Origin of the sequence: Methanocrinis sp., from assembly GCF_049974945.1 — an archaeon.
GTDB lineage: Archaea > Halobacteriota > Methanosarcinia > Methanotrichales > Methanotrichaceae > Methanocrinis.
The window spans coordinates 1-15,761 of sequence record NZ_JBNGCU010000042.1 but is presented as its reverse complement, the minus strand read 5'-3'; the positions used below and the strand labels follow the sequence as shown (position 1 = coordinate 15,761).

At 56.4% G+C, this 15,761-nt stretch carries 14 protein-coding genes and 1 pseudogene; 3 read left to right on the top strand and 12 right to left on the bottom strand.

Going from position 1 to position 15,761, the window contains the following annotated elements; translation table 11 throughout:
- The first annotated feature begins 160 nt into the window (after positions 1–160).
- The gene (gene dgt / locus ACP5EL_RS05680; protein WP_428401521.1) at positions 161–1,807 is read left to right on the top strand and encodes a dGTP triphosphohydrolase; all 1,647 of its coding nucleotides are present in this window, start codon (positions 161–163) and stop codon (positions 1,805–1,807) included.
- A 387-nt stretch (positions 1,808–2,194) separates the two neighbouring features.
- Here the strand turns inward: dgt and ACP5EL_RS05675 are convergent, their stop codons facing one another.
- Positions 2,195–2,947, bottom strand: coding sequence for a P-loop NTPase (locus ACP5EL_RS05675; RefSeq protein ID WP_428401520.1), 753 nt, complete (start codon positions 2,945–2,947; stop codon positions 2,195–2,197).
- A gap of 264 nt (positions 2,948–3,211) precedes the next feature.
- Here ACP5EL_RS05675 and ACP5EL_RS05670 point away from each other — a divergent pair, with 264 nt between their 5' ends.
- Together ACP5EL_RS05670 and ACP5EL_RS05665 are read left to right on the top strand one after the other, a co-directional pair.
- A complete protein-coding gene (locus ACP5EL_RS05670; RefSeq protein WP_428401519.1) occupies positions 3,212–4,573 on the top strand; it encodes an ABC transporter substrate-binding protein in 1,362 nt (453 codons plus the stop codon).
- 398 nt (positions 4,574–4,971) lie between these two features.
- Entirely contained in the window at positions 4,972–7,272 is a 2,301-nt protein-coding gene (locus tag ACP5EL_RS05665; RefSeq protein ID WP_428401517.1) for an amino acid permease, read from the top strand.
- A gap of 156 nt (positions 7,273–7,428) precedes the next feature.
- On the opposite strand, the gene ACP5EL_RS05660 is transcribed toward ACP5EL_RS05665, so the two are convergent.
- The 11 genes and pseudogenes from ACP5EL_RS05660 to ACP5EL_RS05610 all read right to left on the bottom strand — a co-directional run.
- Positions 7,429–8,232, bottom strand: a complete 804-nt coding sequence (locus tag ACP5EL_RS05660) for a 4Fe-4S binding protein (RefSeq protein ID WP_428401515.1) — start codon at positions 8,230–8,232, stop codon at positions 7,429–7,431.
- Positions 8,233–8,280: 48 nt separating this feature from the next.
- Complete coding sequence (locus tag ACP5EL_RS05655; protein ID WP_428401514.1) at positions 8,281–8,988, bottom strand: phosphoribosyltransferase; 708 nt, start codon at positions 8,986–8,988, stop codon at positions 8,281–8,283.
- Between the two features lie 181 nt (positions 8,989–9,169).
- Positions 9,170–9,367, bottom strand: a complete 198-nt coding sequence (locus tag ACP5EL_RS05650; RefSeq protein WP_428401513.1) for a hypothetical protein — start codon at positions 9,365–9,367, stop codon at positions 9,170–9,172.
- Positions 9,368–9,411: 44 nt separating this feature from the next.
- Positions 9,412–10,005, bottom strand: a complete 594-nt coding sequence (locus tag ACP5EL_RS05645; protein ID WP_428401512.1) for a DJ-1 family glyoxalase III — start codon at positions 10,003–10,005, stop codon at positions 9,412–9,414.
- 100 nt (positions 10,006–10,105) lie between these two features.
- Positions 10,106–10,906 (bottom strand): hypothetical protein, encoded by an 801-nt coding sequence (locus ACP5EL_RS05640; RefSeq protein ID WP_428401511.1) that lies wholly within the window; start codon positions 10,904–10,906, stop codon positions 10,106–10,108.
- Positions 10,907–10,974: 68 nt separating this feature from the next.
- Complete coding sequence (locus tag ACP5EL_RS05635; RefSeq protein WP_428401510.1) at positions 10,975–11,613, bottom strand: iron-sulfur cluster assembly scaffold protein; 639 nt, start codon at positions 11,611–11,613, stop codon at positions 10,975–10,977.
- A 52-nt stretch (positions 11,614–11,665) separates the two neighbouring features.
- Positions 11,666–12,841 (bottom strand): cysteine desulfurase family protein, encoded by a 1,176-nt coding sequence (locus ACP5EL_RS05630; protein ID WP_428401509.1) that lies wholly within the window; start codon positions 12,839–12,841, stop codon positions 11,666–11,668.
- Positions 12,842–12,903: 62 nt separating this feature from the next.
- A complete protein-coding gene (locus ACP5EL_RS05625; RefSeq protein WP_428401508.1) occupies positions 12,904–13,329 on the bottom strand; it encodes a DsrE/DsrF/DrsH-like family protein in 426 nt (141 codons plus the stop codon).
- A 41-nt stretch (positions 13,330–13,370) separates the two neighbouring features.
- Positions 13,371–13,595: a sulfurtransferase TusA family protein gene (locus ACP5EL_RS05620; RefSeq protein ID WP_428401507.1), complete on the bottom strand. Its 225-nt coding sequence runs from the start codon at positions 13,593–13,595 to the stop codon at positions 13,371–13,373.
- A 253-nt stretch (positions 13,596–13,848) separates the two neighbouring features.
- Positions 13,849–15,381, bottom strand: a complete 1,533-nt coding sequence (locus tag ACP5EL_RS05615; RefSeq protein ID WP_428401506.1) for a pentapeptide repeat-containing protein — start codon at positions 15,379–15,381, stop codon at positions 13,849–13,851.
- Between the two features lie 63 nt (positions 15,382–15,444).
- A pseudogene (locus tag ACP5EL_RS05610) lies at positions 15,445–15,761 on the bottom strand (hypothetical protein); the annotation flags it as partial.

The window sequence follows — 15,761 nt, the reverse complement described above, 5'->3', positions numbered from 1 at the left end:
CTCTCTACCTCGACCGGGACCGGATGGAGTCGGGGCCGGACGTCGTCCACGACCTCCGGGAGGCGGCGGAGCGGGTGATGGGAATGTGATTTTTCGGGCTGAGGGTCGACAACTGTGCGAAACGCACTAACAAATATAAATCATTAGTTAGCACAGGTCTGTGAGGTGCAGATACATGGATGGTAATAATGAGTTCAAACAAATATGTAATCCTAGTGACAGGAAATACGAGAAAATTGATGACATTTTTGAATTCAAAACAAAAATTGTAAAAGAACGATCTGGATTCCATAGAGACCGAGACAGAATCTTATTTTCAAGGGCTTTTAGACGACTCGAACACAAAGCCCAAGTATATTCTCCTGAACGAGGAGACCATTTTAGAACGAGACTTACCCACACATTAGAAGTATCTCAAATAGCTAGAAGTTTAGCAAAATATTTAAATATAGATGAGGATTTAGTAGAGGCGATTGCGTTAGGTCATGATATCGGACATGCCCCATTTGGGCACCAAGGCGAACGAACCCTTAACGAAATAATGATCGGAACGGATAACCTAGGCGGAATGATTAGGCATAAAATAGATAATGGCGGCTTCAAACATAATTATAATAGTTTACGAGTTTTGGATGTATTGGAATGTAAATATATGGGTATAAGTGGATTGAATTTATCGTGGCAAGTTCTGGAGGGAGTTTTCAAGCATACAAAGCATAAAAATGATAAATATGATATTAATAGATTTATTAATGACCCTTCGAGAACGAAAGATCTATTCCTGGATAGAGATGAGTCAGTAACGTTAGAAGGCCAAGTAGTAGCCATTGCTGATGAGATAGCACAAAGACAACATGATATTGATGATGGTATGCGGGATCTCTCTCTAAATCTAGATATCATCACTATTACCAGCGAAATTTTAGAGCTGATAGAAGATATCGAATCTGAAATTATATCTAATAAATATAAATACATAAAAGGAAATATTGAGTTGATTCGTTTGTTGAAAGTGAAATTGGAGGATATTAAAATTGGCGCTGAAGCCAATATAAATAACTCTGGATACAAATGCTATGCAAAGAATAAGATTGTTAGAGATATTATCGAATACTTTATTTTAGATGTATTGATTGAATCAGAAAATAATTTAGATCGAACTCCAAAATCATCTTACCCAAAATCGGATAATGTTGTCATAAATAGAAAAATAATTAAATATTCCTCAATAGGTAAAAGCCTGGATGAGGAAATTGAAACATATATTAAGAACAAAATAGTTAACTCATATGATGTCAATAGATTTGACGGCAAGGCAAGATTTATCATCAGACAAATTTTCAAAGCCTATTACACAAATCCAAGACAAATGCCAAGAGAAAACTTAGATAAAATAACGAAAAGATTTAGAGATCTCTCCAACAATCAAGGCTACAACCACCAAGACTTCAACGAAATAGATTTCAGCACTAGCCAGGTAGACTCAATAGACAATTTTTTAAAATTATTGAAGTTAGAATTTGTAGATTTAGAAAAGATTACGTGTTCAAAGTGCCTGTTAGATCGTGATAAGTTAAAATTAATCCTCAAGGATAACGAGGAGAATAATGATTCAACATCGGGGGAGAAAATTAAAGAAGTTAGATCTAAAAAGATGGCTGGAAAATATTTAGATGACACTGACGAGTTTATATGGTATTTGGGAGAGCTTAATTACATATTCTTATCAGTTATATGTGACTATATTGCCGGGATGACCGATAATTACGCCAAAAAAGAGTATAAAGAACTTTATTTAGTATTGTAATTTCACTAAACAGCGCAATAACCGAAGCTTGTGTCTTCACCACCATTCGCCCCCAGCATCCTGCCGACTTCGAGACGGTCTACGAGATCTTGAATGACGCAGCCACCGCCGTCGCCCTCGGGGGCTTCGAGGACGACTCCGGGGACCTCATCGGAGCGCGATGGAGATGACGCCGGGGACCCGACCCTGATCCTGCACGCCCGCGTTCGGATGGCGTTTCCGGGGCGCGGGATCGGCGCGGGCGCGGCCAGCCTCTCGCTCGGCTCCTGGCCATGGCGGATCCGGGCCAGCCCTCTGGCCTGCGCCGCCGACAGTATTCAGTCAAGAATATAAAAGTCTTCAATGACACCATCAAAAAAGGACGAGGGGCCTTCGGCCCGTCGCCCCCTATTCCGACAGAAGGTCTGCGAGCCTCTCCACCTCCGCAACCGTGAAGTCGAACTCCTCGCCGGCGAGCCCGGCTCTGAAGATATCCTTAGTCTCGGGGATGGATGCGGCCACCTTCTTCTCATCCAGAGACTCGAGCATCGCAGCTTTCCTCTCCTCGTCGACCCGGTTGAGGACGAAGTAGAGGGGCTTATTGATCTTCTCCGAGATCTCCTCGATCTTCTTGGAGAGGAGTAGCGACTCGTAGGAGGGGTCCAGAACTGCGAGGATGGCATCGCACCCCGCCTCGACGCCTCTTCCGAAGTGCTCTATCCCGGCCTCGGTGTCCACGATCACCATCTCCTTTTCTCCCACCTGGATGTTGTCCAGAAACTTCTTGGAGAGGGCCCCCATGGGGCAGGCACACCCCTCTCCGAAGTCGTGGATCTTGCCTATGGCCAGAAGCCTGACTCCGTTTTTCTCCGCCGTCGCCTCCGCCGGTATCTCGTCGAGGGTCCATTTATGATCGAAGAGAGAGACCTGTTCTCCCTCGGTGAAGGACCTCCTCAGCTTCTCCATCATCTTCCTCTTTCCCCCGAAGTAGTCCATCAGGGTGCTCGGAAGCTCCATCCCCAGCTGGCGGTGCAGCCCGTAGTTCGACTCGTCGCTGTCCACCACTAAAACCCCGTATCCTCTCCGGGCCATGCTCTTGGCGAGAAGGGCGGCGACGGTGCTCTTGCCGCTGCCTCCTTTTCCGCATACCAACGCTTTCATCCTTTTCCACTTCCCGTATGATATCATAATAATTTCGATCGCTCTTAGGCCCCGGAGGTCCGAAGCCGGGAAGGAGGACCCTCTCGCCGCCCAGATTGCCGGCAGAAGGCTTATTTGAGGCAGAGTGGGCTGGCGGCAGAGGAGAGCCCGTCATCTTCCGATTATACTGATTATGAATCGAATTACAATAGATATGATTATCTACTTAAATGATACTACAAGACGCTACGTATTAAGTTGATTATCTGAAAAGAGGGCGATAGAATGAAAGAGACGATCTTGGCAGCGGTGACCTTGATGCTCGGCATCTCGCTGGCAATAATGCCGGCATCCGCCACGTTGGGCGTATTCGGAAACGCCAACATGGACAACACCATAGACGAGCTGGACGTCGAATACGTCCAGGGGATAATCGATGGAAGAAACGATCCCACCGACCTCGCCGACGCCGACGGGAACGGCGAGATCGACGAGAAGGACATCGTTCAGATCGAGATGATCATCGAAGGGAAGGAGACGGAGCTTATCATCCTGGACGGCAACGGCGAGCCGATGACGGCCCACAAGCCCGTAGAGAGGATCGTGGTCGAATACCTGGACAACGCGGAGCTGGTGAGCATCCTCAACGCTTCTGATAAGGTGGTAGGTGTGGACTACGCCGTGGCCGAGAGCGAGTATCAGTTCCCGGAGCTGAGCGGGAGGATGAACGTCGGCCAGATGAACGAGCCGGACTACGAGGCCGTCCTCAGCTCAGACCCGGACCTTCTCCTGACCTTCTCGCCCTCGAACGTCCAGAATAAGGCAGATAACCTCCCGGGGGTGGACGTCGTCTTCCTGGGCCTCTACTACCCGGACCTCTCCGACCCAGAAAACTCGAAGTTCGTCGACGCCGTGAGAAAGCTCGGCTACATCCTGGACGAGGAGGAGAGGGCAGAGGAGTACCTGGACTGGAACCTGGGATGGGTGGAGGAGATCAGAGCGAGGGGCGAGAACGTTCCCGAGGAGGACCGACCGAAGGTTCTGATCTGCGCCTACCCCTACGCCCACCTGGAGGTCGGCACCTTCCGGACCTACTCCATGATCGACACCCTCACCCAGATGGCTATGCTGACAGGAGCGAAGGTGATGGCTGAAGACCTCCCCGAGTTTCTCGGGTCGTCCTACAGGATCGACGTCGACCCCGAATGGGTGATCGAACAGAACTCCGACTTCATCTACCTCCACCTGGTGGCCCACACCTACGGCGGCATCTCCCTGGATCCATCCAACGGCTACGACGCCTACGATCCCGAGGAGATCGAGGCGGCGAGAGAGGCCTTCACCCGCCGGCCCGAACTGGGCGAGATGAAGGCCGTGAAGGGCGGAAGGGTCTATCTGGGGAGCGGATCCTTCAGAAACGACGCCAGTGGAGGGCTTATCGGCGCCGCCTACATGGCAAAGCTCTTCCTTCCGGAGGCCTTCGCAGACCTGGACCCCGAGGCGATTCATCAGGAGTACCTGACCAGGTTCCTGGGACTGGACTACGATCTCGACGAGGAGGGGATATTCCTCTATCCGCCCATAGCAGAGGGCGAAGGCGGGCTGGCGGGGGTCTCTGACCGATATTATCAGAGCATTGTGACCTGATCGGGTCGATGCGGGCCGTACGATACCGGCCCGCTACATACCTTTTGTTTTTTGTATCTTATCTCCAAAGCACTCTCATCAAGCCAAGCTTTTGAGTGCTGAGATCGGCGCAGGAAGGACCATCCAATGGGATGCGTCCGATCGAAGCGGAATTTTTAATATCTGTGAGCGCCCCTTCAAAATAAGCTGATCTTAAAATGGCGAGCCCCGGCTGGGCGAAAGGAGGAGAGATCTCCAAGAAAGGCGTCCCGGGCGGTTTAAAGGCCCAAGCTCAGGCCAGATGAGCTGAGGGGGCGTCTTCTCTCCGGCCGTTTCCATCGGTCCATATCGCCCTCATCTTCACGCAACAGGCTCTGCTTCAGCCGAGCCTGCACCTCTAGACCCAGGAGATGACGAAGGTGACAGAATCCGACGAAACTGCAACCTCGACCCCTCCGGCCGAAGATCCGGGCGTTTCCCTGACCGACGGCGACCTCACCCGCCCCCCAGACGAGGAGACCCTCCAGGAGCAGATCGAGGAGAAGATGGCCCCCACCCGAAAGCTCTACGGGACCTTCGCCGGGGTCTTCACGCCGACCCTCCTCACCATCCTCGGCGTCATCATGTTCCTCAGGGAGGGCTGGGTGGTGGGGAACGCGGGCCTCCTCGGAGCCTGGCTGATCATCCTCATCTCCTTTCTCATCATCACCTTCACCGCCCTCTCCCTCTCCTCCATAACCACCAACATCAGGATCGGGGCGGGCGGAGCCTTCTCCATCATATCCCAGTCCCTGGGCCTGGAGGTGGGTGGCAGCATCGGAATCCCCCTCTACATCGGCCAGGCCCTGGCCGTGGTGATGTACATATTCGGCTTTAGGGCCGGATGGCTCTGGATCTTCCCCGACCACTCCCCCATCCTGGTGGACCTCGGGGCCTTCGCCCTCCTCTTCGTCATCGCCTACATCAGCGCTGGCCTGGCCTTCCGGATACAGTACCTGATAATGGTGGTGATCGCCTCATCCCTCCTCTCCGTCGCCTTGGCCGCCTACTCCGGCTCCATGACCGAGCCGATCGACTGGTGGGGGACCTTTCCCGGCTCCATAGAGAGCGGCTTTTCCGGGATCGCTTTCTGGGGCGTATTCGCCGTCTTCTTCCCCGCAGCGACGGGGATCATGGCCGGAGCCAACATGTCCGGCGAGCTCAAAGATCCGCGTCGGAGCATACCCCTCGGAACCCTGGCCGCCATCGCGCTCAGCTTCCTCGTATACATGGCTCTGGCCTACTGGCTGGCCCGAACCGCCAGCCCCGAGGAGCTGGTCAGAAACTACAACGTCATGATAGACCGCTCGGCCAGCGGCCCCCTCGTCTTGGGAGGTCTTCTAGGCGCCACCTTCTCCTCAGCCCTGGCCTCCATAGTCGGAGCGCCCCGGATCCTCCAGGCCCTCGGCGAGCACAATATCCTCCCTCGAAGCGATTGGTTTGCAAAAAGAAGCAGCTCCGGAGAGCCGAGGAACGCCATCATGGTGACGGGAGCCATCGTCATCGTCACCCTGATGCTCAGGGACCTGAACGCCATAGCCCCCCTCGTCACCATGTTCTTCCTCATAACCTACGGCATGATCAACGTCGTCGTTCTGATCGAGCAGAGCCTGAGGCTGGTGAGCTTTCGGCCCCTCTTCCGGATCCCCCGGATCGTCCCCTTCGTCGGCACCGTAGGCTGTCTATTTGCCATGTTCATCGTCAACCCCGTCTTCAGCCTGGTGGCGGTGGCGATCGTCCTCGCCATCCACGGCTCTCTCATCCGCCGCCACCTCAAGGCTCCCTTTGGAGACGTTCGGAGCGGCCTCTTCGTCGCTGTCGCCGAGTGGGCGGCGAAGAGGGTCTACGAGACGGCCGCCTCCCAGGAGAGGACCTGGACGGCGAACCTCCTCATCCCGGTGGAGGATGCCCAGGAGCTTCGGGGCGCCTTCAACTTCATAAGAGACATCGCCCGACCTAAGGGCTTCATCAAGATCCTGGGCCTCGCAGGCACAGACGACGCCGGCAGGATGCGCCTGCGCCTCTCCAGCCTCGCTCAGGCCTTTCAGGAGGCGGGGGTCTTCGCCTCCTGGACGATCATCGACGTCGCCAATTTCGAGGAGAACCTGGTGGCTGGGATGCAGGCTCTGGGCGGGGCCTTCTTCAAGCCGAGCATTATATTTTTGAGGCTTCCGGAGACCTCGGAGAGGGACGAGGGGATAGGCAAGGTGATCGAGAAGGCCTCGGAGAGCAGGCTGGGGGTCCTCTTGTTCGCCGACCATCCGATGGCGGGCCTCGGCCGCAGAAAGTCGATAAACCTGTGGATCGATGATAGAAGTCCCGACTGGGACATCAGTATGGAGCTGGGGAACATGGACCTGGCGATCCTGATCGCCTACAAGCTCAAGCGGAACTGGAAGGCGTCCCTGAACCTGATCACCTTCGTCAAGAGCAAGCGCTACGTTGAGGCGGCTCAGGAGTACCTGACAAACCTGATCGAGCTCGCCCGGATCCCCAACGCCCGGATCTACGTGGTGGTGGGTGGGCTGGAGAGCGACATCGCCGAGACGCCCCTATCCTCCCTGAACATCTTCAGCCTCCCGCCGGACGCAGACCTCGACCTCGTCCGCCAGATGGTCGAAAAGACCCGGTCCGCCTGCCTCTTCGCCCTGGACTCCGGAGACGAGAACGCCCTGGCGTAAGGCGCCTCGTCCGGAGCGATGCCCATAAAATCCCGTAAGCCGCCACCATTGGAGTGAACCGTTGAAGATCTTGTAGATGGATGAATGGGTGGCTTTAAACTATCAGGATGAATAAAAATCTAATAATTAATCTTCCGACGACATCACCATCGCCCCTCATCTCCCCCCGTAGTCCCGGACATGCTCCCAGGCCCTCCGGAGCGCAGGAGCCCTCTCGCCTTTGGCGTAGATCGAGGCATCCTTGCGGTCGTAGAGCTCCCGATCTGCCCCCACCGGGCAAACCTTGATGCAGACCCCACAGGGCGAGATCCCGCGTCGGTTCAGCTCAGCGCTGTAGGCGGTGCAGGCCGATTTGTCGGTGAGCCCCTGGGGGTAGTCCCCCTCATCTAAGGCGCGGGCGGGGCACATCCGGACGCACCGCATGCATCGGGTGCAGAGGTCTTCGACCATCAGGGGGTCTGGCGGAAGCTCGGCCGATGTGAAGACCGAGCCGAAGCGGACCCGGGGACCGTAATCTGGCGTCAGCAGGACGTTGTTCACCCCGAAGGTCCCCAGGCCGGCGAGATAGGCCGCATGCCTGTGGGAGAAGAAGGCGATCGGGTTTTCCAGGAGCGCCTTGAGATCGGCGTACCCGTCCCTGGGTGCGAAGACCGAGGGGCATCCTCTCTCGTTGAGGAAGTTGGCGAGCCGGTAGGTGTACTGGTCCAGAAGGATGTTCACCGTCCTGTACATCTCCCGATACCAGATCGACGGCGAGGTCTCCAGGGCTGGAAGGGAGATGGGAAGCCCTATGACCACGACCGACCTCGCCTCGGGGTATATCGACTGCGGCCAGAACTCCTCGGGCACCCAGGGCTCAAAGGGGGGTGAGGCCCATCGGTCGACGCTGGCGACCCCCAGCAGGGGGATCTCCATGGAGCGGCACCGTTCCTGGAGGGCTCTCTTCAGCTCTTCGCTCATGAAAGATACGTATTCGGATGATGAGATAAATAAACCACAGAGTAAACCTCAGAGCCGGCCGCGAGGCTCTTCGAGCAGATCGTGGTCTCTGAGCAGTTTCAAAACCTCCTCTCTTGAGAGGTCGTACCAGTTCCTATAAGCATCAGCAACGGCAAAGCTGGCTCCGCTTCTGATGTTGGGACAGGCGATCTCGTCCACTTCTTCCGCGAGGAGCCTCACCGTCCCCAAGGAGGCGGTGGGCACGGCCACCACGATTCGGGAGGGCTCTCTTCTTCGCACCATCCGGACGGCGGCCATCATGGTGTAGCCCGAGGCGAGGCCGTCGTCCACCAGGATGGCAATCTTTCCCCGAAGCACCGGCTCGGGTCTGCCCTCTCTGAAGAGCCGGTTTCTCTCCTCCAGCTCCTCTCGAACCGGCTTCGACAGCTCCTCTATCTCTTCCGCCGAAAGCCCCAGCATTCTCACCAGGGGCGGGTTCAGCACCAGGTCGCCTTCAAGGCTGATGGCTCCAAAGCCCGCTTCGGGATTGCCGGGTATGGGTATCTTTCTTATAATCAGAAGATCGAGGGGGAGGTCGAGGTCTTCGGAGACCGCCAGGCCGATGGGCACTCCTCCGGAGGGGATGGCCAGCACCATCGCATCCTCTCCCCGCCACCGCTCCACGAATCGGGCCAGGTGCTCTCCCGCCTCCCTCCGGTCCCCAAAGACGCCCCACCGGTCCCTGAGGTCGGGATCTTCAATGATTTTGGCAGTCATATCCGATCAGTTATTTTATGTTTCTTCACTGGTAAGGGTTTCCCTCTAGACAAGGTGGGATGATGGCCGGAACATCCGGCTCTCTCTTCGATCTCGGATAAAATTATCTGCCGGTTGATGATTATTTCTCCTGGATGATCAGGACGGCAGTCTCCTCCCGGGCAACCCCAAAAATATGATCTCAAGCGTTGAAAGTCAGATGGATCAAGAGGAAGAGCAAGGCGGAGGAGAGCAGAAGGCCGATGGCGCCCGCCAGCTCCTCCGCCAGGGCAGAGGGCACCCTCTGATACTTCTCCACGAGATGAAGAGATAAAATGAAGATCGCCGAGATCACGACGAAGACCGTCGACAGCTCAAACCCCTCGCTCATTTCGAACACCTCTCGCCAAGATACAACCCCTGTTTAGAAAAAAATTAACCCGCTCACACCTCGCACTCCGCCAGGATCTCCTCCGCAAGCCTCCTCATCCTCTCCTCCCCAATGAACTCCCCCACCAGTCGGAGGGCGAACTCCATCGCCGTCCCCGCGGCCTTGCTGGTGACGAGCTTTCCCGAGACCACCACCCGGTCGTCGACGTACTGGTCGTCGGTCAGGTCCCCTCGTCCGGCGGGATGGACCGTCGCATGCCTCCCCTCCACAACCCCGGCCCTGATCAGGACCGAGGGGGCGCCGCAGATGGCGGCAACGAACTTTCCCGCACCATTCATCCTGCGGACCAGGTCCAGGACCCGCTCGTCCTCGCCCAGGTGAACGAAGCCCGGAAAGCCTCCGGGCAGGACGATGGCGTCGAACTGGTCGGGGTCGATCTCGTCGATGGCGGCGTCGGGGACGACCCCGATCCCGTGAGACCCCTCGACGGTCTCCATCTCCATCTCCCTCTCCTTCTCCTCGCCGTCTCCCTTTCTCTCGCCCAGGCTTGCAGCCACCACCTCAACCTCGGCCCGCCTCAGGATGTCGACTATCGTCACAAACTCGATCTCTTCAAAACCCTCTGCCAGGGGAACGACTACCTTCATCCAACTTCCGCCTCCACTCATCCTCTCGGTCCGCTGACGAGGAGCTTGGATCTCAAATTTATTATAACTTTCTCTAAAAAGAGTCTCAAGAGGTCAAGCCTCAGCGTCTCTTCTCCCCTTGCCCCGCTCCCCGATAACCGAAGGCGTAGTACTGGCTCTGGTCGATCAGGTCCTGGAGCGCGCCCTCGGGGGTGGGCTCGCCGCCCCGCCCCAGGGGCCCCAGGATCTGGGCTATCTCCTCCAGGGTGGGGGTCTCGGCCTCGCACTGGGAGATGACCCGGGCGATCAGGTCGACGATGGGGTCGACGGAGGGTCCTGAGGTGAGGAGGAGGACGAGGACGTCATCGTGGGTGAGGTGGTACTCCTCGACGATCTTCGAGAGGGCGAGGAGGGCCGAGATGGATATCGCCCGGAGCCGCCCCTCCTCGTCCCCCTCGATGATGGCGTTCTCGACCCGCAGGATCTCCGAATCTCCGACGACGAGAAGGCAGAGGGCGCTCGCCTCCTCAGCCACCTCCTCGTCCACCGCCCCTTCGCCAGCCGGCGGTGCGGCTGGGGGCGAGGCGAGGCTTTCCGCCCTGCCGACGAGGGCGGCGATGTCGAGGTGGTCATCCCCACCCACCAGCTCCAGAAGAAAGATGACCCCGGCGGGGGACCTCCAGTGGCCGCCGAAGGAGAGGCCCGGCTCAAAGCCGAGCTGGACCCCAAGGCTCAGGACGAGATCCTGGAGGGCGTGGCGGTGCTGGAGGTCGGAGACCTTCAGGGCCGAGGCCGCGAGCAACTCCCTGATGGAGTCGGAGTCCTTCGCCACATCGGCCAGAAAGCTCTGAAACCTCTTTCTTGAGCCCTCTTGCTCCAGGTCGCCGGCGAGGGCGAGGATCTGTTCGAGATCGATCTTCATCGCTCAGGTTTCAGCGAGGCCGGTTTAGATATACCTATCTCAGCTTATTTCAGGACTTTTCAATCCAGCTACTCGGTGAAGACGACCTCGACCTCCTCCACGTCCCAGAGTGGCTCGATCTTCTCGATGACCTCCTCCCTGATGGAGTTGGCAAACTGGTGGTTTGACGGAAGGTCGATAACGACCTTCACCTTTCCTTCCTTCACCTCGATATCACTGACGAGCTTCGTCCTCACCAGATCGAGGCCCGAGAGGGGGTTCATCACCTTCTTCAGCCGCTTCTCCACCACCTCACTGGTCGTGGGGACCTTCTCCGTCACCAGGCCGTGCCTCTCCTCGTAGTCCCGGATGGCGGACCTGAGCCCCTCCACCGCCAGGACCGAGCAGTGGGCCTTGATCGGCGGCAGGCCTCCCAGGGCCTCGGAGGCCTCTTTCCAGGTGATCTTCTTCGCCTCATCCAGGGTCTTTCCCTTGGCAAGCTCGGTGATGATCGAGCCGGTGGCGATGTTCGAGGCGCAGCCGTAGGACTGAAACTTGATGTCTGCGATCGTCTTCGTCTCTTCGTCCACCTTTATGTGGACCGAGACCATGTCGCCGCAGGCGGGGCTTCCCTCCGTCGCCTTGCCGTCGGGGTCTTCGATCTCGCCTACGTTCCGCGGGTGCTTGAAGTGCTCGAGAACCAGGTCGCTGTAAGGAAACTTGCTCATCTCAAATCCTCCTTTCGCCTTCCCACCTCTATCAACCCTCCATCTCCCTCCATCAACCTCTCCCACCCTTGCCCAGGGGGCTGATCTTCCGGAGGGTTTCCACCACCTCGGAGATGGCATCGACGACGGCGTCCGCCTCCTCCATGGTGTTGTACCTGCCCAGAGTGAACCTGACCGACCCGTGGGCCCGCTCGTGATCTCCACCGATCCCGGCGATCACGTGGCTCGCCTCAAGAGACCGCGAGAAGCAGGCTGAGCCGGTGCTCACCGCAAAGCCCCTCATGTCCAGGTGGAGGGTGATCGACTCCCCCTCCACCAGGTGGAAGGTGACGTTGGCGTTCTGAGGCGTCCTCTTCTCCCTGTGACCGTTCAAGGTCGTTTGTGAGATCTCGGCGAGGGCCCGGTCGAGGATCCGGTCTCGCATCCCCCTCAGACGCTCGTTCTCCTCAGGGGTGACGAATTCAGCAGCCGCGGCAAAGCCGACGGCTCCGGGGATGTTCTCGATCCCGGCCCGCCGGTCGAACTCCTGGTAGCCTCCGTCCATCCACTTGGCGATCGGCGTCTTATCCCTGATGTAAAGCCCTCCGATCCCCCGTGGCCCGTGGATGGTGTGGGCGGAGATGGTGATCAGGTCTGCCGGGACCCGATCGGCGTCGATGGGAAGACGCCGGAAGGTGTGGGTAGCATCGGTGTGAAAGAGGACGTGATTGTCCATGGCGATCTGGCCGATCGCTTCTGCGTCCTGGACCGTCCCGATCTCCTGATTTGCGTGCTGGATGGAGACCAGGATCGTATCTTTTCGGATCGCCTCGCCGAGCCGGTCGGGGTCGACGAGCCCGTCACCGTCCGCGTCCAGATAGGTCACCTCAAATCCGTCCCGCTCCAGGGCCCGGGTGCTGGAGAGGACCGGAAAGTCCTCGATCTTTGTCGTTATGATGTGGCGCCCCTTCTTTTTTCCGAGGGCGAGGGCGACGCCCTTGATCGCCATGTTGCTCGACTCGGTGGACCCGGAGGTGAAGACCACCTCCTCGGGGCCGGCACGGAGCATCCCGGCGAGCTTCTCCCTCGCCGCGGCCAATCCCTCCTTCGCCTCGATCCCCATGGAGTAGCCGAACTCCGAGGTGGCCACGGCGTAGACCTCGAAGAAGTAGGGCTTCATCGCCTCCATCACCCTCTCGTCGAGCCTGGTGGTGGAGGCGTTGTCAAGATAAACGGAAGTTTCAAACATCTTCTTCTGATCCCTCCTTATCTCTCCTGATCTCTCTTCAATTCAAAATCAAAAAGCCAACCTCAGATGAAGAGGTTGATCGCCGACCCTCTCGCCTCCTGGACGTAGGTCCCCACGGCCCCGTACTCGTCGATCAGGTCAGCCCGGAGGTCCTCCTTTCTGATCCCCATCACCTCCATCGTCATCTCGCAGGCGATGATCTTGCCGTCCAGCTCCTTGAAGTCGGCGAGGAGCTTATCGAGGGAGGCCACCTTCGCCGCTTTCATCCTCTTTTTCACCATCCACCGGCCCAGGCCCAGCATGTTCATCTTCGAGAGGGGGCCTTTCTCCAGGCCGCCCTTCTTCAGCCGCAAAAGGCCCCAGAAGGTGAAGAAGAGGGACGCCCCCATCCCCATGGCCAGGGCCCCGTTGGCGATGATGAGGGCGCTGTAGATCTTGTCGAGGTCGCCGCTGTGAACGATTATCGTGACCTTATCCCTTTTTTCCATCCCTATCCCTTCGGATTCTTGGAGCCAAACGTAATCGTCTGTCATCTCCTTATCCTGATCCGCCATTCTCCCCCCTCCTCGCCCTCGACCTCCAGAAGCTCAAGGCCCAGAGCCTTCACCGCCATGGGAATCTCCTTTTTGGAGGCGGGATGGTCCCCGGTCACCTCCACCACGTCGCCCGGAGCCGCCCGCTTCAGGGCTTTTCTCGTCTCCACCAGGGGCACAGGGCAGTTCTGGCCCCTGCAGTCCACCTTGATCTCCGCCAATCGCACCACCGCCTCGTCTCGCAATTTTCTCCGCCCCCGGCGAGAGGCCGCATGGGGGCTGAGTCCTATTATTTATGGGGCTCTTCTTTCTGAAAGAGTTTTCCCCATCAGGCCGAATCAAGAATCGAAACAAAACATATGCGGATTGAAGCCAGCCAACAATCCTCAACTTAATTTTGAAGATCAACTGAAATTAATGCGGTCTCTGCCATTGGTGGCGGCTGCTTCCAGCCGAGGTTGTCCAAATCCCCGGCTAAAGCTGCCTCACCACCGTCCCGCTGATGGCGAGGAAGAAGAGGATCGAGAAGAGCGCCCCGAGAACTCTCTCGAAGATGAAGGCCCCCCTTATCAGAGAGCGGGACCGTCCCCCTATCTTCGGGAGAGGAGGCGGCTCGATGAAGAGCCTCGTCCCGGAGAGGAAGACCGTGGCGCTGAAGGCGAGGACTTCCAGAATGCTGTCGTGATCGGCATCGGCCAGGCTGTACTCGTCGAGCGCTTCTTCTGGTCTACCCAGGCCGATCGACCGCCAGAATACGCCGAATCCGATGATGATTCCCACTGAGAAAAAGAGAGCGTTGAGGGGCTTTGTTCCGTAGCCATAGAACCATTCGAGCGAAAAGTCGATTACCTTTCTGAAGGCCTCCTCCCCTTCGCCAACCTGGGATCGTGTTTGGCCTCGGCGTTCCTTCCTGTACTCGAAGTAGCAGCTGTCATAGTCTTCGAAGTAGCCCAGATCTTTGAAGTTCTTCAGCAATGTTAAGTAGGCTGTATCATCGTAAGCGAGCCCGCCTTCAATATTATCCCACCTGATGAATAATTTATTATATTTAGTATTATTCAAAGAAAGCGAGCCCTTAAGCGCCGTATTCTCAAAAAAGGCATCTTCCTTGAACCAGCATCTATCGAAGTTAGCGGTTCCGTTGAAATGAGCGTTGTTGAAAAATGCTTCTTTATCGAACTTAGCCTCCACGAAGTTGGCATCACCGCTGAAATTCGACACGTCGAAGAAGGCATCGCCGATAAACTTAGCCTCTTCGAAGTTGGCATCACCGCTGAAATTCGACATGACGAAGAGGGCATCGCCGATAAACTCAGCCTCTTTGAAGTTGGCATTACCGCCTAAGAATTTCACATCCCAGAAATTGCCATTAAGGAACTTTGCCTTCACGAAAATGACGACTCCGCCCAAGAACTTCGCGTCCCTAAAATTGGCACCACTGCTGAAAGTCGCTTGATGAAAGTAGGCACCATTGCGGAAGGTCGTCTCACTGAAGTAAGCACCTCCACCTGAGAAATCCGCTTTTGCGAATCTTGGATTGCTGCCGAATTCAACCTCTTCGAAGAGGGCATCCCCACCCAAGAACTTCGCGTTATCGAAACTGACATCGTCACCCAGGAACTTCGTCTCTCTAAAATTGGCGATGCCGCCCGAGAAATTAGTCTCCCTGAAGTTGACATCTCCGAAGAACTCAGCCTCCTCGAAGTCGACATCTCCGACAAACTCAGCCTTCTCGAAGTTGACATCATTTTGGAAGATGGCATTAACAAAGTTCACGTCCCCTCGGAACTCGGAATCGGTGATTGATATGGGCGACTTGATGATCTTCGTTTCATCTTTCAAGTTCAACACTTCAAAGTCTAGGTTTCCCACTACAATCACATCCTCGTAATTTACAGGATCGTCTCCTATGATCTCGCCCAGGATTTGGCTGGCACAGACTATTTCACTAGGATCTGAGTCAGCAGGTAAACCGCCCAGAGCAAACAGAAGCGCTGCGATGATCAAAGTCGAGATCGATATCGTGTGGATTCCCCCGAGTTCTTGTGATGCCTTTTAAAGTCAAAAACCCTACATGGTTCTGTCCCCATTAACAAACTGTCCTTCGATGAAGTCCTCAGCTGCGGGCAACTCAGCGACGAACACCTCCTCGGCTGCAGGGATGGGCTCTACGACGAGTTCAGGGGCCCTGACGGGCTCGGCGGGAGCAAACTCCTCGTCCTTTTCAGCCTCTATGGTGGCCTCTTTGTATATGTACCACCTCAGAGGCTCTTCACTGGAGATGACGTCCTGATCAGCGGTCTTGATCCTGAAGTTCTCCATCAGGATTGTATCCTTATTCTTGCTGAGCGTGATCCTGTTGTCCTCGTTGTCCATCACAATCGTCT